General features: G+C 64.0%; 23 protein-coding genes and 1 tRNA gene. 7 read left to right on the plus strand and 17 right to left on the minus strand.

What is annotated here, in order from left to right; genetic code table 11:
• Positions 1-287: 287 nt before the first annotated feature.
• Positions 288-1,520 (minus strand): ABC transporter substrate-binding protein, encoded by a 1,233-nt coding sequence (locus NKH38_RS26120; protein ID WP_023730189.1) that lies wholly within the window; start codon positions 1,518-1,520, stop codon positions 288-290.
• A 177-nt stretch (positions 1,521-1,697) separates the two neighbouring features.
• On the opposite strand from NKH38_RS26120, the gene NKH38_RS26125 reads away from it, so the two are divergent.
• From NKH38_RS26125 to NKH38_RS26135, 3 genes are read left to right on the plus strand one after another with little or no spacing between them, the layout of a single operon-like run.
• Positions 1,698-2,468: an SDR family NAD(P)-dependent oxidoreductase gene (locus NKH38_RS26125; RefSeq protein WP_023704977.1), complete on the plus strand. Its 771-nt coding sequence runs from the start codon at positions 1,698-1,700 to the stop codon at positions 2,466-2,468.
• 2 nt (positions 2,469-2,470) lie between these two features.
• Positions 2,471-3,538, plus strand: coding sequence for an ABC transporter ATP-binding protein (locus NKH38_RS26130; RefSeq protein ID WP_023730190.1), 1,068 nt, complete (start codon positions 2,471-2,473; stop codon positions 3,536-3,538).
• A 50-nt stretch (positions 3,539-3,588) separates the two neighbouring features.
• A complete protein-coding gene (locus NKH38_RS26135; RefSeq protein ID WP_023730191.1) occupies positions 3,589-4,470 on the plus strand; it encodes a MurR/RpiR family transcriptional regulator in 882 nt (293 codons plus the stop codon).
• A 3-nt stretch (positions 4,471-4,473) separates the two neighbouring features.
• On the opposite strand, the gene NKH38_RS26140 is transcribed toward NKH38_RS26135, so the two are convergent.
• Entirely contained in the window at positions 4,474-4,788 is a 315-nt protein-coding gene (locus NKH38_RS26140; RefSeq protein ID WP_023730192.1) for a DUF167 family protein, read from the minus strand.
• 13 nt (positions 4,789-4,801) lie between these two features.
• Positions 4,802-5,092, minus strand: a complete 291-nt coding sequence (locus NKH38_RS26145) for a YggT family protein (RefSeq protein ID WP_023668602.1) — start codon at positions 5,090-5,092, stop codon at positions 4,802-4,804.
• A 148-nt stretch (positions 5,093-5,240) separates the two neighbouring features.
• Here NKH38_RS26145 and NKH38_RS26150 point away from each other — a divergent pair.
• Positions 5,241-5,316: transfer RNA gene (locus NKH38_RS26150), tRNA-Ala, on the plus strand.
• Positions 5,317-5,417: 101 nt separating this feature from the next.
• Here the strand turns inward: NKH38_RS26150 and NKH38_RS26155 are convergent.
• Together NKH38_RS26155 and NKH38_RS26160 are read right to left on the minus strand one after the other, a co-directional pair.
• Positions 5,418-7,379, minus strand: a complete 1,962-nt coding sequence (locus NKH38_RS26155) for an acyltransferase family protein (protein ID WP_084569919.1) — start codon at positions 7,377-7,379, stop codon at positions 5,418-5,420.
• Between the two features lie 103 nt (positions 7,380-7,482).
• Positions 7,483-8,091 (minus strand): TetR/AcrR family transcriptional regulator, encoded by a 609-nt coding sequence (locus NKH38_RS26160; protein ID WP_023737945.1) that lies wholly within the window; start codon positions 8,089-8,091, stop codon positions 7,483-7,485.
• A gap of 107 nt (positions 8,092-8,198) precedes the next feature.
• Between NKH38_RS26160 and NKH38_RS26165 the strand changes: the two genes are divergently transcribed.
• The 3 genes from NKH38_RS26165 to NKH38_RS26175 all read left to right on the plus strand — a co-directional run bounded on the left by NKH38_RS26165 (position 8,199) and on the right by NKH38_RS26175 (position 12,801).
• Positions 8,199-8,885, plus strand: a complete 687-nt coding sequence (locus tag NKH38_RS26165) for a PspA/IM30 family protein (RefSeq protein WP_352765254.1) — start codon at positions 8,199-8,201, stop codon at positions 8,883-8,885.
• A gap of 111 nt (positions 8,886-8,996) precedes the next feature.
• Positions 8,997-9,284, plus strand: a complete 288-nt coding sequence (locus NKH38_RS26170) for a YiaA/YiaB family inner membrane protein (RefSeq protein ID WP_023668598.1) — start codon at positions 8,997-8,999, stop codon at positions 9,282-9,284.
• Positions 9,285-9,375: 91 nt separating this feature from the next.
• Positions 9,376-12,801 (plus strand): acyl-[ACP]--phospholipid O-acyltransferase, encoded by a 3,426-nt coding sequence (locus tag NKH38_RS26175; RefSeq protein ID WP_352765251.1) that lies wholly within the window; start codon positions 9,376-9,378, stop codon positions 12,799-12,801.
• A gap of 48 nt (positions 12,802-12,849) precedes the next feature.
• Here NKH38_RS26175 and NKH38_RS26180 read toward each other — a convergent pair whose 3' ends face one another.
• The 12 genes from NKH38_RS26180 to exbB form a co-directional block, all read right to left on the minus strand.
• Positions 12,850-14,061: a hypothetical protein gene (locus NKH38_RS26180; protein ID WP_023730197.1), complete on the minus strand. Its 1,212-nt coding sequence runs from the start codon at positions 14,059-14,061 to the stop codon at positions 12,850-12,852.
• A 49-nt stretch (positions 14,062-14,110) separates the two neighbouring features.
• Entirely contained in the window at positions 14,111-15,061 is a 951-nt protein-coding gene (locus NKH38_RS26185) for a hypothetical protein (RefSeq protein ID WP_031238722.1), read from the minus strand.
• A 127-nt stretch (positions 15,062-15,188) separates the two neighbouring features.
• The gene (locus NKH38_RS26190) at positions 15,189-16,970 is read right to left on the minus strand and encodes an ABC transporter ATP-binding protein (protein ID WP_352765248.1); all 1,782 of its coding nucleotides are present in this window, start codon (positions 16,968-16,970) and stop codon (positions 15,189-15,191) included.
• Between the two features lie 187 nt (positions 16,971-17,157).
• The gene (locus NKH38_RS26195; RefSeq protein ID WP_023668593.1) at positions 17,158-18,102 is read right to left on the minus strand and encodes an acetamidase/formamidase family protein; all 945 of its coding nucleotides are present in this window, start codon (positions 18,100-18,102) and stop codon (positions 17,158-17,160) included.
• On the minus strand, positions 18,092-19,687 hold the full coding sequence (locus NKH38_RS26200) for an ABC transporter substrate-binding protein (RefSeq protein ID WP_502896679.1): 1,596 nt from the start codon (positions 19,685-19,687) through the stop codon (positions 18,092-18,094). The genes NKH38_RS26195 and NKH38_RS26200 overlap by 11 nt, the downstream gene beginning before the upstream one ends.
• A 75-nt stretch (positions 19,688-19,762) precedes the next feature.
• Positions 19,763-20,683 carry an ABC transporter permease gene (locus tag NKH38_RS26205; RefSeq protein ID WP_023668591.1) on the minus strand — a complete coding sequence of 307 codons (921 nt, stop codon included), beginning with the start codon at positions 20,681-20,683 and terminating at the stop codon, positions 19,763-19,765.
• Between the two features lie 13 nt (positions 20,684-20,696).
• Entirely contained in the window at positions 20,697-21,599 is a 903-nt protein-coding gene (locus NKH38_RS26210) for an ABC transporter permease (RefSeq protein WP_352765243.1), read from the minus strand.
• The gene (locus NKH38_RS26215) at positions 21,577-22,191 is read right to left on the minus strand and encodes an ANTAR domain-containing response regulator (RefSeq protein ID WP_023668589.1); all 615 of its coding nucleotides are present in this window, start codon (positions 22,189-22,191) and stop codon (positions 21,577-21,579) included. Before NKH38_RS26215 ends, NKH38_RS26210 begins: the two co-directional genes overlap by 23 nt.
• The gene (locus NKH38_RS26220) at positions 22,188-23,282 is read right to left on the minus strand and encodes a transporter substrate-binding protein (protein ID WP_023668588.1); all 1,095 of its coding nucleotides are present in this window, start codon (positions 23,280-23,282) and stop codon (positions 22,188-22,190) included. Before NKH38_RS26220 ends, NKH38_RS26215 begins: the two co-directional genes overlap by 4 nt.
• 171 nt (positions 23,283-23,453) lie before the next feature.
• Complete coding sequence (locus tag NKH38_RS26225; RefSeq protein WP_352765240.1) at positions 23,454-24,410, minus strand: energy transducer TonB family protein; 957 nt, start codon at positions 24,408-24,410, stop codon at positions 23,454-23,456.
• Positions 24,407-24,865 (minus strand): TonB system transport protein ExbD, encoded by a 459-nt coding sequence (gene exbD, locus NKH38_RS26230; protein ID WP_352765238.1) that lies wholly within the window; start codon positions 24,863-24,865, stop codon positions 24,407-24,409. Before exbD ends, NKH38_RS26225 begins: the two co-directional genes overlap by 4 nt.
• Positions 24,866-24,871: 6 nt before the next feature.
• Entirely contained in the window at positions 24,872-25,849 is a 978-nt protein-coding gene (gene exbB / locus NKH38_RS26235; protein ID WP_352749145.1) for a tonB-system energizer ExbB, read from the minus strand.
• Between the last annotated feature and the right edge of the window lie 267 nt (positions 25,850-26,116).

The following is a 26,116-nucleotide window of genomic DNA, read 5'->3' on the forward strand; positions in this document are numbered from 1 at the left end:
CCCCCCGCGGTCCTGCCCGGCCCCCCCGCCCCGCCGCGGGGGGGGGGGTGGTGGGTGCCGCGGCTCGGTGGTCGGGGGGGGGGCCCACGGAGTGGATGTCGACCCTTGGGGCGCAAGGCGAGGTGATGTTTGCCCCTATTGCCCCTTCCTATGTCCATCGCGGCGGTTGCCAGGTGGTTCCCCCACTCCGTCTCGGCTTCGCCGAGCCACCTCTCCCCCCTCCGGAGGGAGAGGAAAGTGTGGCGCGCCCCGATCTCTGGGGCGCGCCGGGCGCAGGGAGATACGCCCTATTTCTTGATCACGGCGTTGGCCTTGGCAGCCGCTTCCTTCAAGCCTGCCTCGGGGTCGCCGCCGAGATAGATCTTCTGCATGGCATCCGAGGTGATCTGGGCGACTTCTTCCCAGCCGGGGATGACCGGTGCAAAGCGAGCGTCGGGCAGCAGCGCGGTGAACGCTGCCAGATCGGCATTGTTGACGTAATAGTCCATCTTGGCCTCTTCCTTGTTCACCGGCAGGAAGCCTTCGCCTTGCGTGAACTTGGCGCGCTGTTCGGTGGTGAACAGGAAGTCGAGCAGCTTCCAGGCCTCATCCTTGTTCTTGGAATTCTTGAACATGATGATGGAATCGGTGACGCCGTACGTGCCGCGCGCGCCGGTCGGTCCGGCGGGGATAGCGGCCACGCCATATTTCAGGTTCGGCGCCTCGTCCTTGATCTGGTTGGACAGGAAGGGCGCGGTGATCATCATGCCGACCTTGCCCTGCTTGAACAGGTTCTGGACGTCCTCGCGGTTGTTGGAGGTGACGCCGGGTTCCGTCAGGCCTTCGTCGATCATCGACTTGTAGAGCTTGGCGGCTTCGAGCGCGCCCGGCGTGCCGAGGCCCGACGTGCCATCCTTGTTGAGAATCTCGGTGCCTTGCGACCACATCGCATAATAATAATAGACGTCGGTCTCGATCTCCTTGCCCTGCAGGCCGAAGCCGAACGTGCCGGTGCCCAGTGCCTTGATCTTGCGCGCATCCTCCTGCAACTCGGTCCAGGTTGCCGGCGGGTTAGCGATTCCGGCCTTCTCGAACAATTCCTTGTTGTAGTACATGGCGCGCGCCGAGGCCGCGATCGGCAGGCCGTAGGTCTTGCCCTCCATGATCGAGGGCGACAGGAAGGTGTCGATGAAGCGGTCCTTGAACTCCGGCTTGATATAGCCGTCGAGCGGCTCGGCGACATCCTGCTGGACGAAATCGATCAGCCAGCGGGTGCCGATGATCGACAGGTCGGCATTGGTGCCGGCCGTGATGTCGGTGGTCAGCTTCTGCAGCAGCACGTCCCACGGCACAACTTCGAACTTGACGGTGATACCCGGGTTGGCTGCCTCGAATTCCTTTTTCACCGCTTCGAAATACGGGCCGGTCTTGGCGCTGTATTCGGCGACGGTTACGCGCACCTCGCCGGCATCTGCCTGCGCGGCCAGGGCGAGCAGGCTCATTCCGGCCATCAGGCCGACAGTCCATTTTGCAAGCTTCATTCGATCTCTCCCATTTGATTGCGCCTGCGCTCTTGCGGCTTCCAGGCGGCCAAGGCTTTATGTGACTTTCCTACATTATCGGTGATTTCACGCTGTGCAAGCGGATTATCCTGTTGCTTAATTACATTTGTTAAAATAGCGTTTCCGACTATCGTAGATCCCAGGGAGGCGCGCAGGGTGGTTTCAACGGCCGAATTCGCCGGCAAGACCGTGCTGGTGACCGGCGCCGGCGGCGGGCTCGGCTCGGCTATTGTGGCGCTGCTGGCCGAACGAGGCGCGCGGGTCGTCGGCTGCGACCAGTCGCAAGATGCGTTGCGCAGCCCACACCTGGCGTCGCGTCACGCCTTCGACCTCCTCGACCGGGCTTCCATCGAGGCGGCGATACCAGCGATCCTTGAGAAAGATGGCGTTCCCGACATGCTGATCAACAATGCCGGCTGGACGCGCGCAGAGACGCTTGCCGCATTGACACCTGATAAGATTGAGCACGAGCTCGACCTCAATCTGACCGGGGTGATGCTGTTCGCCGATCCACTGATCAAGGCAATGGCCGCGCGCGGTTCGGGCAGCGTCGTCTTCATCTCTTCCGTCAACGCCATCGCCCACTTCGGCAACCCGGCCTATGCCGCAGCCAAAGCCGGCATCAATGCCTATGCCAAAGCGATCGCTGTGGAACTCGGCCGCAACGGGCTGCGCGCCAATGTCGTCTGCCCCGGCTCGATCCGCACGGCCGCATGGGACCATCGGCTGGCCAAGAACCCGGATGTTCTCGGCAAGCTCAAGCGGCTCTATCCGCTCGGCCGCATCGTCGACGCCACGGAAGTGGCCGAAGCGGTGGCCTTCCTTGTTTCGGATCGCGCATCGGGGATAACCGGCGCGGTGGTGCCGGTCGACGCCGGACTGACCGCCGGCTTCCTGCCCTTCATCGACGACATATTGGGAGCCTGACAATGACCGATGTCGAGTTCCGCGACCTGTCGAAATCCTTCGGACGCCATAAGATCCTCGAAAACATCAGCCTCGACATCAAGAGCGGCGAGTTCGTCGTGCTGGTCGGCCCTTCCGGCTGCGGCAAGTCGACCTTGCTGCGCATGCTGGCCGGGCTGGAGCCGATCACCTCAGGCGACCTCTTGATCGGCGGCGTGCGCGCCAACGATTTGCCGCCACAGCAGCGTAACATCGCGATGGTCTTCCAGTCCTATGCGCTGTTTCCGCACCTGAAAGCGGCCGACAATATCGGCTTTGGCCCAAAGATTCGCGGCGAAAGCCGCACGGCAATCGACGCCAAGGTGAAAAAGGCCTCTGGCGTCCTCAACCTGTTCTCCTATCTCGACCGCTATCCCCGGGAGTTGTCGGGCGGCCAGCGCCAGCGCGTCGCAATGGGCCGCGCCATCGTGCGCGAACCCTCGGTGTTCCTGTTCGACGAGCCGCTCAGCAATCTCGACGCGCAATTGCGCGTGCAGATGCGCACCGAGATCAAGGCGCTGCACCAGCGGCTGAAATCGACCATCGTCTATGTCACCCACGACCAGATCGAGGCCATGACCATGGCCGACCGCATCGTGGTGATGGACCGCGGCAAGATCCAGCAGGTCGGCGCACCGCTGGAGCTCTACGACCGTCCCGCCAACAAATTCGTCGCCTCCTTCATCGGCTCGCCGTCGATGAGTTTTGTCTCCGGCGCCCTGAAGACGACGCCCGAGAAAAGCTGGTTCGAATCGGCCGGCGGAGGGCGACTGGCGCTCGGCAGCAAGACGGTGCCGGCTGGCAGCACGGTCGAGGCCGGCATACGGCCCGAACACTTCGTCATCGGCGAGGCTGTCGACGCGATGGCGATCAAGGTCGATGTCGTCGAGCCGACCGGCTCGGAAACCCATGTCTATGGCGCGATCGGCGCCGACACGGTGCGCGCCGTGTTCCGCGATCGGATACAGGTCAAGCCGGGTGAAATGCTGCCGGTCTCGGTCGCGCCTGCAAACATCCATCTGTTCGACACGGCGACAGGCCTGCCGCTATGAGAGCGCCGGCATGAAAACGAAAACACCACGATGAAGACGACAACCCAGAAATGAAAACGCCGGCCGACATCATCACGCGCCTGCAGCTGATGTCGCAGGACGGCACCAAATCGGACCGCCGCCTGGCCGGCCTCGTGCTGACCGATCTCGACTTCGCCTCAAAGGCGGCAATCTCGGAAATCGCCGCGCGCGTCGGCGTCAGCGAGCCGACGGTCACCCGTTTCTGCCGCAATCTCGGCTGCGAGGGTCTGCGCGATTTCAAATTCTACCTGGCGCAGGCGATCGCCATTGGCGGCCAGTATCTGTCGCCCGAACCGCTGAACCGCGACGCGCGCGAGCAGCGCATTGCGTCGGCCATCACCGAAGCGGCAATCGCCGCCCTCCAGCGCGCCAGCGAAAACCTCGACATGAAGACGCTGGTGGGCGTGGCCGCTCGCATCGTCAGTTCGGGCAATGTGCTGTGCATCGGCTCCGGCGGCATTTCCTCGATGATGGCGACCGAGATGCAGAACCGGCTGTTTCGGCTCGGCGTGCCGGTGCTGGCGCAGATCGACGGGCAATTGCAGCGCATGTATGCCGCGGTCGCCACATCGGAGACGACGCTGATCGCGTTCTCGGTGTCCGGCTATGCGCGCTCGGTGATCGACGCCGTTCAGGTGGCCCAGCAATATGGCGCCACCACCATCGCCGTAACCCCGCCGGAATCAGCGCTCGCCAAGGCCGCCGATACCGTCATCCAGTTCCAGTCGCTGGAAGACGGCAACATCTACAAGCCGACCTCGTCGCGCTATGCGCTGCTGTCGATCGTCGACATGATCGTCACCTCCGTGGCCGAAACGCGCGGACCCAGGGTTCTCGAAAACCTGCGCCGCATCAAGCAGAGCGTGAACACGCTGAAGGTCGACGATCCGAAGCTGCCGCTGGGGGATTGAGGATTATCCGGCGGCCAGTGCCTCGATGCTCTTCACCAGCGTCGATGGTTCGCCAACCACACGCACCGTCTTCAGCCGCGCCGTGCCGCCTGCAATGACCGACACGACCGATGCCGGAACGCCCAGCGCCTTGGCCACCAGCCGTTCCAGCGCCGCATTGGCCGCGCCATTCTCCGGCACGGCGCGCACGCGCGCCTTCAAATGGCTGCGCCCGTCGGCCGATTTTTCGGCGCCTCCGAGCCTGTCCACGGAAGACTTCGGCGTCAGCCGGATAAACAGGTCGATGCCGTCGGCGCGCAAGTGGAATGGCGCGTTCATGCCATCGTCGGGTTCACAGGACCAGCGGCGCTATCGTGGTGAGAATGAGCTGCCTGAGGAAGAACAGGAGCAGAAGCAGGATGATCGGCGAGATGTCGACGCCGCCAAGGTCGGGCATGAACCGACGGATCGGTCGCAGCGCCGGCTCGGTCAGCCGGTAGAGCATGTTGCCGATGCTGCCGACGAACTGATTGCGCGAGTTGACGACGTTGAACGCATAGAGCCAGGAAAAGATCGCCGAGGCGATGATGACCCACCAGTACAGGTCCAGCGCCATGACGATTGTTTGAATGAGGGCGAGCATGCCGGTCTCCGATTGTTGCCGACATGTAGCCATTGCGCGCGAAACCGGCAAGGGCCGGTCGCCTACAAGCTCCGGGCACAAGGGATTTCGGCAAAACCCCGCCTTGACAGGAAACCGCAGCCTTCGATAAATGCGCCATCCGCTGGACGGGGCTGTAGCTCAGCTGGGAGAGCGCGTCGTTCGCAATGACGAGGTCAGGAGTTCGATCCTCCTCAGCTCCACCAGCGGAATTTCCATTTCCTTGCTCGTCCCGAAAAATATCTGGACTCTGTGCCTGCTGGAGCAACTTGGGAAAGCGCGTGGCCCTTTCGCTTTGGGAATCGCATCAGAGGCCGAGCCTGGGGGCGAGATAAGGCGCGAGCGCAAGCGAATAGGTGGCCGTCAAATGACCGGTGTCGCGCCAGACGATCATATTGCCGACGACCGCCGGGCATAGTTCCGGTCCGCACAAAGCGTCAGTCATATCGACGACGCGCACGTTTTTCTGACCCTCCGCGGCAAGCGCCAACAGGTTGTTGAGCTCGGCGTCGCTTCTTTTGGTGAAGCATTTTGCGGGCGTGGCGCTCAGGCAATCGCCGGGTTCGAATCGCATCAAGGGCGTGTTGCGGATGACGATGATCTGCGGACCTGCCTCGGTCAGTTCGCTCCAGACATTGCGCAGCCCCTCGATCATCAGGTCATCCGGAACCGATCCGGCGTTGGACTGGCTGGTGATGACGGCGAGCGGCCTGAGCTTTAAAATCTCAGCCAGCACTTTCTCCCTCCACTCGTAGCAAGATGGATACGGCTTGCCGTCCGACTTGGTGGGCGCACGCGCGAATGCGCAGGCGGATTTCGAGAAAGAAACCAGCTTGTATTTGCGGTCCCTGGCGATCTTGTTCAAGGCTGGACCCCATTGGGCAGCGTGGGAATCGCCAACGAGGACGATGGTTTTCGGGCCGGCGGGGTCGCCCAGCACGCATCCCACCGGTTTTGCGCCTTTGAGGTTCTGCTGACATCCCGCCGAGAACAACCTCGACACATCCCGCCTTAGCCTGGCCAGCGGCGGCAGGAGGTCCACATCGTCCGGAACCGCGGCGCCGGTCAGCAAGGCGGCAGGCCCGGGATAGGCCGGCGTGCCGATCAGCGTAATGTCGGTGCGTTGCGTCGTCACGAAATGCAGCAGCCCCTCCGATGCCGCCACGCATGCCAGGACAGCGATGGTGCCGTACCCCAGCGGCTTCCACCAGGCACCCCGGGATTGCCGGCAGGGTTGTTCGACATAGCGATAAGACAGGTCCGACAGGACCACGGTCACCGCAATCAGGCCGGCACCACTGGCAAAGGTCAGCGAAAAGCCCTGTCCTAGGAAGAATGTGATCAACGGCCAATGCCAGAGATAGATCGAATAGGACCTATCGCCGATGAACCGAAGCGGCCACAAATCGAGCCCACGAAACCGACCGGCTTGGACTTCGCCAGCCAGGATGATGAGCACGGTGGCCAGGGTTGGCAGCAACGCACTGAGGCCAGGGAACGGTGTCGCCGCTGAAAACAGAAGAGCGGAGGCAAGGATGCCGGCGGTGCCGGCAAGCGCCATCACCCGGCTTGCACCCGCGCCCAGGCGGAACCGGTGCTCGCCAAGCACCAGCAGGCCGCCCAACGCCAATTCCCACAGGCGTGTATGGCTGACGAAATAGGCCTGTGCCGAATCCGTTTTCGTCAGGATGACCGAGGCGGCCAGCGATGCCAGGAAAACGAGCGACAATGTCGTCGCCAGGCATCGTCGCAAGGAGAGATGCCATCGCCGCGCCAGCCAGATCACGCCGATCATGAGCACCGGCCAGACGATGTAGAACTGCTCTTCTATGGAAAGCGACCAGTAATGCTGCACCGGCGTCGGCAGATTGTCGGCGTCGAGATAGCTGACTGCCTCGTGGGCCAGACGCCAGTTCTCGACATAGAGCGCGCTGGCCAGGATCTGGTTGGCCGTTTCCTCCCAGCGCGCCTTGGAAATGAACAGCAGCGTACCGAGCAGCGTCACCAATAGCACCAGGATCGCTGCTGGCAGGAGCCGGCGGATTCGTCGCGAATAGAATTCGATCAGCGAGACGCGACCGTCGCGCAGCGCCATCTGCGCCAGCAGCCCGGTGATCAGATAGCCAGAGATGACGAAAAAGACGTCGACACCGATATATCCGCCGGGAAGAGCATGGGGCCACAGGTGAAAGACGACCACCAGAGCGACGGCCAGTCCGCGCAACCCTTGTATTTCGGGTCGAAACCGACGGTTCTGATCGATTGTCACCGGGTATCCCCCAACAGTCTCAGCCGGCCTGGATCAACCGGCAGTCCGCGCCACGATCTTCATAAGGGCAGAGTGCCGTGAGGCAAGAGCCGATCGCAGCAGTTCATTCCCTTTCCGTCTCCAGTCCGCTCACCAGCGTGTCGACGAAACCCAGCAGCTCACTTTCGAGGTCGGTGGACGCCAGGCCAATGAAACGGTCTTCGAGCGAGATGGCGACGATCCCATGCACGGCGGAGAACAGCGTGCGCGCGCGGGCCAAAAGCTCCGGCGTTGCCGCCGCCGGGAGCAGCTGGGCCAGCGGCTCAACCAGATGCTGGACCAGCACCGCATGTTCGGCCAGATGCCATTCGGGCACCGCCACGCCTGGCGCCATACGGTGCTCGAACAGCGCCTTCCACGCCATGCGGTTGTCGCGGGCGAAGCCGAGATAGGCCTTGGCCAGCGCCTTCAGCCTTGCCCTAGGCTCGGCGACGCCGGTCGCCTCTTGCTGCAGGGCCGCCCCCAGCCTGGCCAGTGTGATCGAATTGACGTGCAGGATGAGCTCGTCCAGGTCGGCGAAGGCGGTGTAGAGCGCGCCCAGCGCGCAGCCGGCATCGGCCGTGATGTCGCGCGCACGCAGACCGGCGAGCCCCGAGGACTGGATGCGCGCTTGCGCGGCCTCGATCAGCCTGCCTTTGAGGTCCTCGCGTTTGGCGTCCCGTTTTGCGGTCATTAACCTTCTCTTATGCGCAATCATGAACACCGTTCATTTTCTCCTTGAACGCCGTTCACAATGTGCTACTTTGCCTCATGAACAACGTTCATAGAGGAGAAACGGAAATGTTGAAACAGTTTTTTGCTCTCGTTCGCGGCCGAAGCTACGAAGCCGCCGAGGCGGTCGTCGACCGCAACGCGCTGATAATCCTGCGCCAGCAGATCCGCGATTACGCCGACGCTATCGCGGCCGCCCGCCGGGCGGTTGCAATTGCCATCGCCCAGAACGAACAGGAAGTCGCGCAGTACAAGAAGCTTGTCCTCCGCATCGACGATTTGGAGAAGCGCACGATCGCCGCGATCGAGCAGGGACAGAATGAACTGGCCCGCGAAGCCGCCGAAACCATCGCCATGCTGGAAGCCGAACGCGACGCCTCCGCCGAGGCGCAGAAAAGCTTCGGCACCGAGATTGAGCGTCTCAAGCGGATTATCCGCGTCTCCGAAATGCGCCTGCGCGAATTGCAGCGCGGCCAGCGCATCGTTGCCGCGGTCGACTCGACCCAGCGCCTGCGAGAAAGCGCGCCCGGCTCCAGCCTGTCGGCGCTCAGGGACGCCGAGGAGACGCTGCTGCGCCTGCGCACCAGGCAAAAGCAGATCGACGACACCGCGGCCGCCATGGCCGAGATGGAACAGTCGGGCGATCCTGCCGCGGTCTCAGAGAAGCTTGCGGCCGTCGGCTGCGGCGCGCCGCTGAGAAGCAGCGCCGACGCCGTGCTCGAACGGCTCACGAAGACCATGACCAAGCCGGCCTGATCGTACCCGGCCTGATTGTTATCCAGTCTGATTGTATCCGGCCTGATTGTATCCAGCCTGAAACAGACCCACGCCCAACCAACCTAACCTCGAAACGAAAGGACCATATCGATGACCCCGAACACCTATTCCCCCAAGGACTCAAGCGCCTGGAAGACCTTCACCATGGCCAGTTTCGCCGTTGCCGCCACAATGATGGCCGGCGGCATCTACTTCATGGAGGCGAGCTTCGCCGCCAAGGGGTTTTATGCCATGGCCGCCATCATGCTCGTGCACACCTCGATCACCATCACCAAGACGCTGCGCGACTCGGAAGAGGCAAGCCGCTTCATCAACCGGCTGGAAGACGCCAAGACCGAGAAGTTGCTGATGGAAGTCAGCCGCAGTAACGAAGTGTAACCTGGTTCCCGCTAAACAAGGCTCAACGCGCAAGACCGCTGATCGATCCAGCCAGGATTTTAATCGGTCTTGCCCAATGGAAGTCGCCGCTATGGAAATCGCCCCGATCAACCGACCGACAGCTCATCTGATGACGTCCAGGCGCTTTGCGCCCTTGTTCTGGACGCAGTTCCTGTCCGCCTTCAACGATAATTTCCTCAAGAACACGCTGGTGTTCCTTATTCTGTTCACGCTGGCGGCGGACCAGGCGGCATCACTGGTCACCTTGGCGGGCGCCGTCTTCATGGCCCCCTTCCTGCTCCTGTCGGCGCTCGGCGGCGAGCTCGCCGACCGCTTCGACAAGGCTCTCATAGCCAAGCGTCTGAAATTCGCCGAGATCACCGCGGCGGGTGTCTCCGTCGTCGGCATCGCCCTGTCGTCCATTCCCGTGCTGATGACGGCGCTGTTGATGTTCGGCATCATCTCGGCGCTGTTCGGACCGATCAAATACGGCATCCTGCCCGATCACCTCGAACGCAAGGAACTGCCCAAGGCCAACGCCTGGATCGAGTCAGCCACGTTTGCCGCGATTCTCGGCGGCACCATAGCCGGCGGCGTCGTTTCCGCCGATGGCATCGGCGTCGCGGTGTTCGGACCGATCATGATGGCGCTCGCCGTCGGTTGCTGGCTCGTCAGCCGCTACATCCCGTCCACCGGTTCGGCGGCGCCCGACCTTGTCATCGACAAGAACATCTTCCGCTCGACCTGGCGCCAGGTCGCCGAATTGCGCACCGACACGGGCATCTGGCGCGCCGGCCTGATGACGTCGTGGTTCTGGCTGATCGGCGCCATCGTGCTCTCGCTCCTGCCGGTGCTGATCAAGGATTCGCTCGGCGGCAACGAAATGGCCGTCACCGTCTACCTCGCCGTGTTCGCCGTCTCGATCGCCATCGGTTCGGCCATCGCCGCCTGGATGTCGCAGGGCCGCATCGTGCTGTTGCCGGCACCGGTCGGCACGGCGCTGCTCGCCCTGTTCGGCCTGCATCTCGCCTGGACCATCTCCGGCATGACGCCGTCGCCCCAGGCGGAAACCCTTGGCGCGTTCTTCGCCGGCCCAAACACGGTCCGCGTCGCCATCGACCTCGCCGGCATGGCCATTGCAGCCGCTTTCCTGGTGGTGCCGACCTTCGCCGCCGTGCAGGCCTGGTCGCCCGAAGCGCGGCGCGCCCGGGTCGTCGCCGCCGTCAGTATCGTCAATGCCGGCTTCATGACTGGCGGCGGCATCATCATGGCCCTGATCCAGACGAAGGTCTCGACCGGCAGCATCCTGTTCGGCCTCGTCGCGGCCAATGCGATTGCCGCCTGGCTGATGCTGAAATATTTGCCGACGAACCCCTTCCGTGACTTCGTCTCCATCCTGTTCCGCGCTTTCCTGCGCCTCGAAGTCGAGGGCATGGAAAACCTCAAGGCGGCCGGCAAGGCGCCGATCCTGGCGCTCAACCATGTCAGCTTCCTCGACGGTCCGCTCGCCTTGACGCTGACCGATAAGGAGCCGGTCTTCGCCATCGACTACACCATTGCCCAGGCTTGGTGGATGAAGCCGTTCATGAAACTTGCCCGCGCTTTGCCGCTCAACCCGGCCAAGCCGATGTCGACCCGCACGCTGATCAAGATCGTGCAGGGCGGCGACCCGCTGGTGATCTTCCCGGAGGGACGCATCACCGTGACCGGCGGCCTGATGAAGGTCTATGACGGCGCCGCCATGGTTGCCGACAAGACCGGCTCGATGGTTGTGCCGGTGCGCATCGACGGGCTGGAGAAGACCTACTTCTCGCGGCTGAGCTCGCAGCATGTGCGCCGCCGCCTGTTCCCGAAGGTCAAGGTGACCATTCTGGAACCGGTCAAGCTCGAGGTGCCGCAGGAGCTGAAGGGCCGCAAGCGCCGCGCCGCGGCGGGTTCCGCGCTCTACCAGGTGATGTCGGATCTCGTTTTCCGCACCCAGGACATAGACAAGACCGTACTGGAAAAGATCATCGAGACGGCGAACGAACGCGGCATGAAACAGCTCGCAGTTCAGGATCCGGTCACCGGTTCTCTCAGCTACAGCAAGCTGCTCACGGCTGCCGCCGTGCTTGGTGAGAAGTTCCAGAACCTTTATGCCGACCAGCAGACGCTGGGCATCATGCTGCCCAACGCCAACGGCTCTTGCGCGACGCTGCTCGGCGTCATGTCCGCCGGCAAGGTTCCGGCGATGATGAACTTCACCGCAGGTGCTGCCAATATTCTGTCCGCCTGCAAGGCCGCCGAAGTCCGCACCGTGCTGACGTCCCGCGCGTTCGTCGAACAGGCAAAGCTCGGCGCTGTAGTCGAGGAACTCGGTCGCTCGGTCGACATCGTGTGGCTCGACGATCTCAGAAAGACCATCAGTCTCAAGGATAAGCTGCTCGGCTTGCTGCGCAAGTCGACGCCGCGCGCGAAACGCAAGCCCGGCGATGCGGCGGTGATCCTGTTCACCTCGGGTTCGGAAGGCTCGCCGAAGGGCGTCGTTCTGACCCACCGCAACATCCTGGCCAACGCCGCCCAGGCGGCGTCGCGTATCGACTTCCATTCGGGCGACAAGGTGTTCAACGTGCTGCCGATCTTCCACTCCTTCGGCATGACCGCGGGCACGGTGCTGCCGTTGATCTCCGGCGTGCCGGTCTATTTCTACCCCTCGCCGCTGCACTACCGCCTCGTGCCGGAACTGATCTACGGCTCGAACGCGACGATCATCTTCGGCACCGACACCTTCCTCTCCGGCTATGCGCGCACCGCGCACCCCTACGACTTCCGCTCGATACGCTATTGTTTTGCCGGCGCGGAACCGGTCAAGACAGCGACGCGCATGACCTATATGGAGAAGTTCGGCCTACGCATCCTCGAGGGCTACGGCGTCACCGAGACGGCGCCGGTGATCTCCATCAACACGCCGATGTACAATCGCTCTGGAACCGTCGGCAAGATCATGCCCGGCATGGAATACCGCCTCGATCCGGTCCCCGGCGTCGACGAAGGCGGCCGGCTGTTCGTGCGCGGCCCCAATGTCATGGCCGGTTATCTCCGGGCCGAGAAGCCCGGCGTGCTCGAACCGCTGGAGGACGGCTGGCATGATACGGGCGACGTCGTCGCTATCGACGAAGGCGGCTTCATCACCATTCGCGGCCGCGCCAAGCGCTTCGCCAAGATCGGCGGCGAGATGATCTCGCTCGCCGCTGTCGAAGCGCTGGCCGGCGAATTGTGGAAGGGCTCGCTGTCGGCGGTCGCCACGGTGCCCGACGCGCGCAAGGGCGAAAAGCTGATCCTCATCACTGAGGCATCCGGCGCCACACGAGCGGAATTCCTCGCCTACGCCAAGGCCAACGGCGCCATGGACCTGATGGTCCCGGCCGAAGTGCGGGTGGTCTCAAAGGTACCGGTCCTTGGCTCCGGCAAGCTCGACTTCGCCGCCGTGACAAAAATGGTGCGCGACGAAGAAGCCTCGAAGACCAAGGCCGCCTGACCCGGCTACGGCAACGGGCCGACGCAAGAGCCGGCCCGTTCAGTATGATCAACCCTTCGCATGCCGCTGCGAGATCAGCATCGCCATGCGCTGGACTGCCCGCAGCTCCATTTCCACGCCCGGCGACGATGCCAGCGCCGGCATGTTGAGCGCCACCACGGTCAACGGCTCGAGCGTCGCCAGCAGCACATGGGTCGCCTCAAATTTCTCGAACAGCCAGGCCAGCTGCTCGCGTATATCCTGGTCGACTGGCGCCCCCGGCTGCGTATCGGCGAGCGAGCGCACGGGCTCCTGCTCTAGTGCACGGGCCAGCACCTTCAGGTCGAAATCACCGAGGTCGGCTGCCGGCAGGATCAGCGCACCGTCGACAAGAATATGGCTCTGCAGGCCGCGCAGGAAGCGCGCCGAATCGGTGAGGTCGCCCTCGGCCATATGCTTCAGCAACGAGTCGCGGCGCTTCTCCGCGGTGAGGCTGACGCTGTCATTGTAGATGACTGCCAGCAGCGTCGCCGAAAGCACGATCACCACGCCCTGCACACTGCCGCGCCAGCCGAGATCGTCGATGCCGCCCAGCGCCAGCCCGGCGAAAACCGAGCTCAGCGTAATCACGGTAAAGGCGCCGATCGTGTCGCGATGGCCGAGGCTCGCGCGTCCAAGGCCGATCGTCAGCCAACACAGGAACAGGATGGCGATGCCGCCAAGCCGAACCGGCACTTCGAACAGGCCGGGCCGGTAGTCGGTGACCATGAACGGAATGATCAACAGCAGCGACAGCGCCATGCGCTCGACCGTGCGGTTTTCGGCCGCCGACAGGCTGTCGCGATCGCGCGTCATCACCAGCCAGCCGATGGCGAGAAAACCTCCGAACTGGAAGGCAAGTAGTACCGCCATCCGCCATGGCTCGGCAAAGCGTTCCGGGATCGGCGCCAGCAGTAGAAACAGCAGGGCGCCGCCGGCGGCAAAGAACTTTAGCGCAAACGGCGCATGCCGGCGCAACAGCCCCTCGGTCAGCAGCAGTGCGGCCAGCGGCAGCAGGCCCGCCGCCGCGATGGTGACGAAGCGGAAGAGTGCGAGGCCGGTAGTCCAGTCGAGGATGCGGCAGGCGAGCAGAACCGTCAGCACCCGCAAACCGAACAGAAAACGCCGCGACAGCGGATCGCCGGTGTCGCGCCCGCCGACGACCGATATCACGATCAGCAGCCCGAACAGCGCCGCCAGCGAGGTGATGGTGTCGGCCACGAGCGTGTCGTCGAGGTTCATCGGTCAGCGCCCATCAGCTCACACCCAGGCATCATCACGGATGAAGCCATCAGCGTGTCCATGGTCTCAGCACATTCCATTGGCGGCTGCTATCCGCCCAGTGTACCACCGGCAAAACCAGCCGCTGCAGCGTGGCCGCCGCACCTGCTACCGCAAGGGCGGCAAGCGAGCCGCGCGGAACCGCGTCGGCGAGATAGGTGCGCGCGGACTGGAAACTCATCTGGCCGATCTGCAGCACATCGTCGCCGCGCCCGTAGTCGAGTTCCTTGCGGCAGAACTCGTTAAAGGTCTCCTCGCGGTGCTTGGCCGCCTCATCGAAGGTTTTCTTCAGATCGTCCGAGCCGCCGGTATAGGCATTGGTGATGACAAAACGCTCTTCATCGAAACCGGCTTCCGGCCCGACACCGAAGACATGGCGATGGCGTGCCATGATCTGCCGCGCCAAAAGCACATGGGTGAGCGAGCGCCGCGCGCCTGCATGCGGCCCCGGAAACACGTTGCTGAAGGCCTCGGCGACCATGCCGACGACGGCGGGTACCTGGGTGACATTGGAAATCCAGATCGGCCGCAGTTGATTGCGCAAAAACATCAGGAAGCAGGTCAGGCCGTAGAGGATCCAGCTCAGCCCGCGGCTGCGCTCATCGGGATCGATCATGACCAGACCGAGGTGCAAGACTTCATAGGGCTTGCCGGCGAGCGATATCTCCATCAACGCCAGCGAGTTGAAGGCGATCGGCTGCCCGTCGCTGCGCCGGTAGACAATGGTGATGATGGAATGTTCCAGCCGGCTGCGGTCGCCGGAAAACACGCCATAGGTCAGGCTGCCGAACTTCAGTGTCTTGGACGCTACCAGCCGCAGATCGCTGCTCAGCTGCTCCAGTTCGGCAGCCTTCATCCAGCGCCCGGGCCGCTCCACGACGCGCGTCTCGTAGTCGGCGGATACGCGCATGCGCACATCCATGAACCGACCCGGCAGCAGCTGCAGAACCGCCTTGAGCACTGTTTTCCCCCAGGGCAAGAACGCCGACCGTATAGTGGCCGTCATCTACCTAAGGCGTGGTAAACCCGAGATGACAAGTCCTGGTTGTGCTTAACAAGGTAAAGCTGCAATCGCCAGCCAGTGCGGCTCAGCTTTCTGCAGCAACCAGATGGCCGTTGCCGACATCGTTCAGAGCCAGCTTCAGCGGCGCCTCGCCGATCCTGCGGGTGGCGCTCGGTATCTCCTGGTCGAGGCGGGCGAAGCGGCTTCTGCGCTGGGCCGGATCGGGCACCGGCACCGCTTCGATCAGCCGCCTCGTATAGGGATGGCGCGGGTTGGAAAACACCTGGTCGCGCGTGCCCATCTCGACGATCTGGCCGAGATACATGACGGCAACGCGGTCGGAAATGTTCTCGACCACCGCCATGTCGTGCGAGATGAAGAGATAGGCGACGCCGAATTCGCGCTGCAATTCCTTCAGCAAATCGAGCACACGCGCCTGCACCGAGACGTCGAGCGCGGAGACGCTTTCGTCAGCGATGATCAGTTTTGGTCGTAGCGCCAGCGCTCGGGCGATGCAGACGCGCTGGCGCTGGCCACCGGAGAATTCGTGCGGGTAAAGCTCCATCTGTTCGGCCGACAGGCCGACACGCTCGAACAGCGCCGCCACCCGTTCCCGGCGCTCGTCCTTGGAAGCGATGCCATGGATCACCAGCGGCTCGGCAACGAGGTCGCCGACGCGCATGCGCGGATCGAGCGAGGCGAAGGGATCCTGGAAAATCATCTGGACGTCACGGCGCACCGCCTTGCGTTCGTCGCGGCCAAGACCGGAGAGATTGCGCCCGCCAATGACGATGTCGCCGCTATACGGCGCCAGTCCGGCCAGCGCCTTGGCGGTGGTCGACTTGCCGCAGCCGGATTCGCCGACCAGAGCGAGCGTTTCGTTGGGCGCGATCGAGAAGCTGACGCCCTCGACGGCGTGGACGCGGCGGGTGACCTGGCCAAAGATGCCGCCACGCAGATCGAAGCGGACATGCAGGTCGTTGACCTCGGCGACATTGGCCGGCTCCAAGACGTCAATCGCATCCCTGGATTTCTGTCGACCGACACCACTGCCGATGCGCGGCACGGCAGCCAGCAGTTCGCGCGTATAGTCGGCCTGCGGGCGGGCAAAAATATCCGATGTCGTGCCTTCTTCGACCATGCGGCCGTCGCGCATGACGATGACCCGGTCGGCCATTTCGGCAACCACGCCCATATCGTGGGTGATCAGGATGACGCTGGTGCCATGCTGGCGCTGCAGGTCGCGCAACAGCTCCAGCACTTCGCCTTGCACGGTGACGTCGAGCGCCGTCGTCGGCTCATCGGCGATCAGCACGTCGGGCTCGAGCGCCAGCGCCATGGCGATCATCACCCGCTGGCGCATGCCGCCGGAGAGTTCGTGCGGAAACTGCTTTAGCCGGCTTTCCGCCTCCGAAATGCGCACCGCCTTCAACGCCTCGATCGCGCGCTGGCGGGCTTGCGCCGACGACAGGCTGGTATGCGCTTCGATGGATTCGGTCAGTTGCCGGCCGATCGACAGCACCGGATTGAGCGAGGTCATCGGCTCCTGGAAGATCATGGCGATGCGGTCGCCGCGAATGCGCCGCATCTGGCGTTCGTCGAGGGTTGCTAGGTCGGTGTCGCCCCGATTCCCATCCCGAAGACGGATCATGCCTGACGATATGCGCGCCGCCGGCTGCGGCAAAAGCTGCATGATCGCCAGCGCGGTCATCGACTTGCCGGAGCCGGATTCGCCGGCAATGCAGAGCGTCTCGCCGCGCGCCAGCGTCAGCGACAGGTTGGAGACGACATCGCGCTCGCCGTCCTCGCCGCGCACGCTGACGGAGAGGTTGGCGATGGAGAGGACGGGGGTGTCGGCGAGGGTCATTGTGGGTGGAGCCCTGCGACGGATTGGTTCCGTCGCACCATTCGCACAAACCTTGGCGCTGACCCCCACCCGGACGTCCGGTCCGACCTCCCCACAAGGGGGAGGTAGGGCGGCAGCGCTTTACCCTCCCCCTTATGGGGAGGGTCGCTGCGAAGCAGCGGGGTGGGGGTGCAGCGCCGACCTGACATCATTCAAACACGCAACGCGGAAAATAGAACGACACCACCCAGTTCGGCATGTCGACGATCTCGCTGATGCGCAGATCACCACACACCGAGGCCAGCATATAGGCCTCGACCGGATCGATCTGGTAACGCCCAGCGAGCAGATCGACCATCTGCGCCACCGCCTCCTTCGCGCCCGCCATCAGATCCGGCCCAATCCCCGTCGTCACCTCGTAACCCTTGGCGTCGAGATGGCGCGTCACCGGGCCCGGCGTGGTGAAGCGCGGCGTCTTCAGCCTGGCGTCCTTGACAAGGTCGAGCTTGAGCACGACGTCCATCGGGCTCTCGATCGCCGTGCCGCAGACCTCGCCATCGCCTTGTGCGGCGTGCGTATCGCCGACCGAGAACAGCGCGCCGGCCACCTCAACCGGCAGATAGAGCGTCGTGCCGGCAGCGAGATCGCGGATGTCGAGATTGCCGCCGACCCGCCGTGGCGGCACCACCGAGTGAAGCCCCATCTCAGCCGGCGCATTGCCGATGGTGCCGGCGAACGGCTTCAGTGGCACGCGCGCGTTTTTCCCGAACAGCGCCGGTTCGAGCGCGGCTGCATCGTATTTCCAGATGTTCAGCGCCGGTTCCGTGAAGTCATCGGCGAGCAGGCCGAAACCGGGAATGTTCGCCGTCCAACCGAAGCCGGACGGTTTGAACATCTCGATCGTCACCTTGAGCGCGTCACCCGGCTCGGCGCCCTCGACGAAGATCGGCCCGGTCACCGGGTTGACCCCGGCGAAGTCGAGCTTGACGATTTCGGCGACCGTGCTGTCGGCGTTCAGCTGGCCGCCGGCGGCATCGAGGCACTGGAACTCGATGGTCGCGCCGGGCGCCACCCGCTCGGCCGGGACAAAGGAATTGTCCCAGCCGAAATGGTGATGGCGCCCATGGATGGTGTAGTCGCAGCTATTGCACATCTTTTACGTACACATTGTCATAGTTGATCGGGATATGGACCGGGTCGACATAGAGGTTGTCGGCGCCGCCCATTCGGGCGGATTTCATGGTGAAGCGCTGTTCGTTGAAGACCGGCGCCCAGGGCGCGTCTTCCATCACCTTGTCGTAGATGGCGCTCCACATCTTGTCGCGTTCGCCGGCCTTTGCCGGGTCGACCACAGAATCCGCCTCGGCCGCCTCGGCGTCGAGGTCCTTATTGCAGTACCACGACCAGTTCCAGCCGCCCGGCACCGCGCCGGCGCAGCCGAGGATCGGGCCGTAGAAATTCGACGGATCGGGGAAGTCGGCGATCCAGGCCATGCCGCCCGACCAGATCATCGGCGCGCCGGCCTTGTCACCGCCGGCGGCGATGACATTGGCCTGCGCCAGCGATTGGATGCTGGCCTTGATGCCGATGGCCGCCAGGTCCTGCTGGATCGCCTGGGCAATGCGCGGGTTGGGATCGGTGTTCATGGCGAACAGCTGCGTGTCGAAACCATCGGGATGACCGGCCTCGGCCAGCAGCGCCTTGGCCTTGGCTACGTCATAGGGATAACCTTTGTATTCCTTGTCGTAGCCCGGCATCGACGGCGGCAGCGGCTGGTTGGCCGGCACGGCGCGGCCGTTGATGATCTGGATGATGCGCGCCTTGTTGAGCGCCATGTTGACGGCCTGACGCACCTTCACATTGTCGAACGGCGCCATGGTGGTGTTCATGGTGACGTAGCCGGTGTGCAGCTGACCGCCTTCGACGACGCGCGCCTTCTGCTCGGGATCGGCCATCACCTCCTGGAATTTTGCCGGCGGAATGCCGTCGCCGGGCACATCGATCTCGCCCTTCTGCAAGCGCAGCAGCGCCACGATCGGTTCCTGGCCGATCTCGAAGGTGATCTTGTCGAGATGCGGCAGGCCCTTGTGCCAGTAATCCGCATTGCGCTCGAAGACGATGCGTTGGCCGAGTGTCCACTCGGCGAGCTTGAAGGCGCCGGTGCCCACCGGATGCTTGCCGAAATCGGCGCCATATTTCTCGACCTCTTCCTTCGGCACGACATGGGCGAAATTGATGGCCATGACATGCAGGAAGGTGGCGTCGGGCCGGGTCAGCTCGAACTTCACCGTGTAGGGATCGACGACGGTGACGCCGGAAAGGCCTTCGGCCTTGCCGGCAGCGACATCGTCATAGCCCTTGATCGAGCCGAAGAAGCCGGCGCCGGGGCTCTGCGTCTTCGGATTGGTGACGCGGTCGAGCGAATATTTCACGTCGTCGGCCGTCATCTCGCGGCCATTGTGGAATTTCACGCCATGGCGCAGCTTGAAGGTAAAGGTCTGGCCGTCGGGCGAAATCTCGTAGCTTTCTGCCAGATCGGGTTTCAGGTTGGTGGTGCCTGGCTCGTAATCCATCAGCCCATCGAACAGGCTCTTGATCATCGACCAGTTCTGCCAGTCATAGCCGATCGCCGGATCGAGGGTCGCAACATCGTCCTTGTAGGTGATGGTGATGGCGCCGCCTTGCTTGGCGTTGGGATCGACCGTGTCTTCGGCGCGGACGCTTGTCATGCCGAGCATGAGGGCCAAGGCGGATGCCGCGACTGTGGATACGAGAAACTTTTTCATGTTGTGTTCCCTTTCTCTGTTTCATTTTCATCTGAGCTTGATGCGGGGATCGATGAACGGCGCGATGATGTCGGCGAGCAGATTGCCGAGCACGATGGCGAAGGCCGACACCAGCGTGACGCCCATGATGATCGGAATGTCGACGCGCTGGATCGCCTGCCACGCCAGCTGACCGATGCCGGGCCAGCCGAACACGCTTTCGACGACGACGATGCCGCCCATGAAGATGCCGATGTCGATGCCGATCATGGCGATGACCGGCAGGATGGCATTCGGCAGTGCGTGGCGGAATATGATGGCGCTGCGCGCCAGGCCCTTGGCCCGCGCCGTGCGGACATAATCCTGGCGCAGGACGTCTATCATCGACGAGCGCATCATGCGCGCATACCAGCCGGCGCCGAGTACGCCCATGGTCAACGACGGCAGCACCAGATGGCGCCATGTGCCGTAGCCGCCGATCGGAAACCAGCTTAGCCGCACGGCAAAGACGTAGAGCAGCAACAAGCCGACGACGAATTGCGGCGCCGAGACGCCGACGAAGGAGGCCACCATCAGGGTCTGGTCGGTGGCGGAGCCGCGCTTGACGGCGGCGATCAGCCCCATGCTTAGACCGATCAGCAACTCGCACAATATGGCGCCCACCATCAAAAGCAGGCTGGCCGGCAGCCGCGAGACGATGAGCTCGGTAACCTCCGAGCGCTGGATGTAGGAGCGGCCGAGATCGCCGCTGATTAGCTTCGTCAGGTAGTGCCAATACTGGACGACGAAAGGCTGGTCCAGGCCGAGCTGCTGGCGGATGTTTTCCACGGTCTGCGGCGTAGCACTGCGGCCGGCGATCTGCCGCACCGGGTCGGCCGGCAAGAGGTAGAGCAGCGCAAAAGTGATCAGCGAGACGCCAAGCAGGATGAGCAGCGACTGGATCAGCCGGCGGCCGAGATAGGCGATCATGACCGGCCCCCCATTATTCCCGGCCCCTTTGCGTCGGATCGAGGATGTCGCGCAGCGCGTCGCCGATCAGATTGAAGGCCAGCGCCAACGCCAGGATTGCGGCGCCGGGGAAGAACACCAGCCAGGGCGCGGCCTGGAAATAGGTCTGGTTCTCGAAAATGATGTTGCCCCACGACGCCGTCGGCGGCTGCACGCCGATGCCGAGGAAGGAAAGCGTCGCCTCCAGCAGTACCGTGGTGGAGATGCCGAGCGTGCCCCAGACGATGATGGTGGGCAGGAGATGCGGCAGGATGTGGCGAAACAGGATGCGCGGCGCACTCGCCCCGATGCTGCGCTCGGCGTCGATGAACTCGCGTTCGGCCAGCGACGATGTCTCGGTGTAGATGACACGCGCCGTCTGCACCCAGTTGACCAGCGCGATGACCATGGCGACGATCCACAGGCTGGGCTGAAACACTGCCGCCAGGCAGATGGCGAGCAGCAGCGCCGGGAACGCCATCATCAGATCGGTGAAGCGCATCAGCGCGCTGCCGATCCAGCCGCGGAAATAGCCTGCGGTGACGCCCACCAAAGTGCCGATCAAAAGCGCCACGCCATTGGCGACGATGCCGATGATCAGCGAGGTGCGGGCGCCGTAGAGGATGCGGGTCAAGAGGTCACGTCCGAGCAGGTCGGTGCCGAGCCAGTACTGGGCGCTTGGCGGCAGCGGCGAGCCCTCGATGGTCAGGCCGTCGAAAATCTGCTCGTTGGGGTCATAGCCGGTCAGCCGAGGCGCCAGCACAGCGCCGGCAAGGACAATGGCGACGATGACCAGGCCGAGCAGCGCCAGGCGGCGTTTCACCAGCCGGCGCCAGACACCGGCGCGCGGTTTTGCCGGCATGCGCACCGGTAGATCAGGCGCGATGGGACTGGTCATCGCCGCCTTCTTCCCCCGTCGCTTCCTCGCTTGTCATTGCCACGATCCGACGCGCGGCATCCTCGACGCTGATCTGCCAGCTCATCGCCAGCGAACGCAGCTGCGCATAGGCGCGCTCGTCGTCGCTGCCTTTCGACAAGGCCGTCACCGCGCGCACGATGGTCTGGCGCTCGGCGACGCGCTGGCGCAGCGACGCTATCTCGCCGGCTAAATGTTTTCGGGCCTCGAAACTCTGTCTCGCGATCAACAGAGCGCTGTAGACGCCGGCATTGCCGACCGGCTTCAGCAGCTGCGCATCGGCCTTGTGCGACAGCGCCCATTCGATACGCCCCGGCGCCTCGGAACCGATCAGCGCCACCAGCGGCATCGGCGCCTCGCCCGGCTTCCACGGGAATTGCTCGTCGAAACCGAGATCGGCATCGAAGAAGACGAAATCGGCGGCGAGAGCTTCCGGCGGCAATTCCGGCCAGCAGTCGATCGTAGCCAGGCCGATGGCCGACAATTGCCTGGTGATTGCCTGCACCGTCGGATGCGGGCGATGCAGGATGAAAGCCCGCGCGCCGCCGAGATTGGGGATGCGCGTCCGGGTCATGACACCACTCTCAGACGCGGACGGCCGAACGTGTTGGCGGGGTCGTAGCGCGACAGATATGGATCCGGCGCGACCTCATCCTCCTGGCTGACGACCTCGAAGAAGCCATCGGCGATCCGGCCGATGATCACCGGCAGCGTCGCGTGCTGGGAGTGGGCGTCGATGGCGATCGGCCCGAGCCGGGTGGAGAAGCGCCGCTCGGCGAAGGCTTTGGAAAATTCCGCCGGGCCGGCATCAGTGTCGCGCGACAGCACGTCGGCCATCACCTGCACCGAGGCATAGGCGGAGGCCTCGAAGGACGAAGCGAAGGCAGCCGGCCGGGGCGCGAAATAGGGCCCGACCGACAGATGCCCTTTCCCTGTATCGCCGATCGCCGGCAACTCGCCTTCGGTGAGGTTGCAGGAGATGACGGGGCAGTTTTCCGGCCTGAATGCCGCATCCTCATCGCCCAGCTCGCGGTAAGCCGCCAGGAAGGCGTAGGATGAGGTGCCGATCAGATTGTTGAGGATGAAGCTCGGCCTCGTCGCCCGGATTTCCGCGATCAGCCGCGACACGTCGGTCTCGCCGATGCGCAGATAGCGCTCGCCCAGCACTTTGCCGCCGGCATCCGCGATCAGGTCGCGCGCCACGCGGTTCATCTCCCAGCCCCAAATGTAGTTCGAGCCGAGCAGGAAGCCGTTGGCGCCGAAACGCGGCACGACATGCGCCATCAGCGGAACCAGATGCTGGTTGGGGCAGGCGTGCATGTAGACGACATGCTCGTTGGCCTCGAACCCTTCATAGGGGCAGGCATACCAGAGCATGCCGCCGGCCTTCTCCAGCACCGGGATGGTTTCCTTGCGGCTCCACGAGGTGACGCAACCGACGACATGGCGCGCGCTGCTGGTCCTGAAAATGTCCTCGCACAAAGTCGCGTAGCGATCGGCATTACTTTGCGGATCGCGCTCTACCGGAACCAGTTCGATGCCATAGCTCCGATCGGCATTGATGTCGGCGATGGCGCGCATGGCGCCCATCCGGCACGCATCGGAGACCAGCTGGTAGCTGCCCGAGCGGGAATACAGGATGCCGATCTCGATACGCCGTTTCAAACCGATCCTCAGAAATGACAATGCCCCGCAGCCAGCGCCGGAGGGCGAGGCATACGAGGCATATTTGCCGCCCGGCGACCAAGGCCGGTATTTTGCGCTAGCGTATTCGGTCCGGCGGGTCAGTCAAGCGAGAAAGTACGTGGTCATGGGATCGACCTTGTCCGGCTGCTTCTAGTTCCGCAGCGTGAACATCAAAGGCGCCACGACAGACGTACCGGCCTTCTCAGGCGGTGGCGCGGGCACCGTCGCACCCTGCAGAATGCTGAGCGCGGCGCGATCGAGATCGGCGTCCCCCGAAGATCGTGTCAGCCGGACGGAGGTCACCTTGCCCGAAGCGCTGACGACGAAGGTCACATTTGCGGTACCCACGGCGCGCCGCGACCTTGCCGCGCTCGGGTAGCGCTTGTGCCGATTGATCCATCCGATCAGCTGGGAGTTCCATTTGCTTGCACTGACTGATGATCCTCTCGATTGCGAAGCCTTCGGCGCCGACGCCTTCGCCGCTGCCTTTTGATCGACACTGGCGGTCACGACCGCTTTCCCCGGCGCGGCCTTTTCCTTCTTCTCTTTCGGTTTCGGCTTGGGTTTTTCGGCAGCCTTCTTCGCCTTCTCGATCGGCTTGGCCTCCACCGGCTTGGTCTCCGCCGGCTTGGTCTGGGGCAGCGGAATGACCACATCCGGCGCTATGGTCGGGACGATGTCGGGCACCACCTCATCCAGCGGCGGCGATTGATCGGGCTGCTCGGCCGCTGCCGTCTCGATCGGAGCGGCGGGTTGAACCGCTTCCGTCTTCTCGGCGACCGGCTCCGGCTGACCGGGCTCGGGCTCTACGACGGGCTTCAGTTCGGCAACCGCCTCCTCGATCTGGTTCGGCGGCTCGGGCGTCACCACGTCGGCCGCTGAGTCCACCCGCACCGCCGGCGCCACCATCATCGGCGACAGCTCGATAGCCACAGCCGGCGGCGGGCCGCCATCGGCCATGTTGGCCAGGCTGAAGCTCTGCACGGCATAGGCGATTGCGACATGCGCGCCGACAATGACAATGGCCGCAGCCGCCCACAAACCGATCTCGCGCGCGCCGGCGCGCGGCGGGTCGGCGGTGGGAACGGCCGCGGCCAGTTGCGTCATGGGGCGGCGCCCGGGTGCGGCGCGGATGCGTCCGCCGGCACCGTCTCCAGCCCGACCAGCGCGATCTTCAGATAACCGGCGCCGCGCAGCAGGTTCATCACCTCCATCAACTCGCCATAGCCGACCGCCTGGTCCGCACGCAGGAAGATGCGTATCTGCTTGTCGCCCTTGGTTCTGCCGTCGAGCACGGAGGCAAAAGTCTGGCGCGGCACGCTGTCATTGCCGATCGCCAGCGTCAGATCGTCCTTCAGCGTCAGGAACAGCGGCGTTTCCGGCCGCGGCGCCGGTGTCGCGGTCGAACCCGGCAGATCGACATTGACGTCAACTGTCGCCAACGGGGCAGCGACCATGAAGATGATCAGCAGCACCAGGATGACGTCGATGAACGGCGTCACGTTGATCTCGTGGTTTTCCTCGAGATCGCCGTCGATAGTCTCGCGAATTCTAGCCGCCATGGCCCATCACTCCGCCGCCAGCGCGGGCGCCTGCGGCACCGTGCGGAAATCGAGATCGCGGCTGACCAGCCGTTCGACCCCGGCCGAGGCATCGGCAAGAAGCTGCCGGTAGCCGGCTATCGACCGCGCAAAGACGTTGTAGATGACCACCGCGGGAATGGCCGCGACCAGGCCCATCGCCGTGGCGAGCAGCGCCTCGGCGATGCCGGGCGCGACGACCGCGAGGTTGGTGGTCTGCGCCTGCGAGATGCCGATGAAGGCGTTCATGATGCCCCAGACGGTGCCGAACAAGCCCACGAAGGGCGCCGTCGAGCCGATCGTCGCCAGCACGCCGGTGCCGCGCGACACGCGCCGCGCCGCCGCCGCCTCGATGCGCGACAGGCGCGACGCCACTCGTTCCTTCAGCCCGTCGCCGGTAACATGGCCGAGCGCACCGGCCGAAAGGGCAGTCTCTTCCTCGGCTGCCCGCACCAAAAGCGCACCGGGGCCGCCATTGTTGCCAAGCGAGCGTCCGGCCTGGCGCAGTGTGGCGGCATTGCCGATGGCGCGCGCAGCGCGCCGGGCGCCGAGCTTGCCGAAGAGAATCTCCAGCGATTTGGCCAGCCACACCGTCCAGGTGACGAGCGAGGCGAAGGCCAACCCGATCATCACCGCCTTGACGATGATGTCGGCGGCCATGAACATGCCCCAGGGCGACAGATCGTGCGGCAGCGTCAGCGATATTGCCGAAGGCTCGGCCTGCGCGGATGCACCGGGCTGGTTTGCCGGCTGGGGCGCGGTCGGCGCCGCCTGCCCGGCAGTTGGCGAAGCCGGCGCGACAGGCGCAGCCGGTGCGGGCTGTTCGACTACGGTTGGCGCCGACTGGGGATCTGCAGCGGGCACCGTCGTCACCCTGGGCTGCGTGTTTGGCTGCTCTTGCGCAGCAGCGCTGCCGGCCGACAGCATGACCGCGGCCAGCGCCGCCAACAAACCATTTCTGGACACGCTTCGTCCTCGCTTCGTCATTGCACGTAACCGATCGGCTGGCCGGTGACGGGATGCGGGAACACCCCCATCTCGACCCCGAAAACTCCAGCCACGGATTCTGGCTTCTCTCAAACGCGGCACCGCCGCTGGAAAACAATTCAGGCGGCCGAGTGCCCCTGCTTGACTATAAAACATGAGCTTTGTAGTCAACAAACAAGATGGCTTTTTGGCCGACGATTGTGGGCGCGATGTCTCAACGGCACATCGTCCTGGCATCGGTCTACC

The sequence above is a fragment of the Mesorhizobium sp. M1078 genome, from assembly GCF_040318615.1.
Lineage (GTDB): Bacteria > Pseudomonadota > Alphaproteobacteria > Rhizobiales > Rhizobiaceae > Mesorhizobium.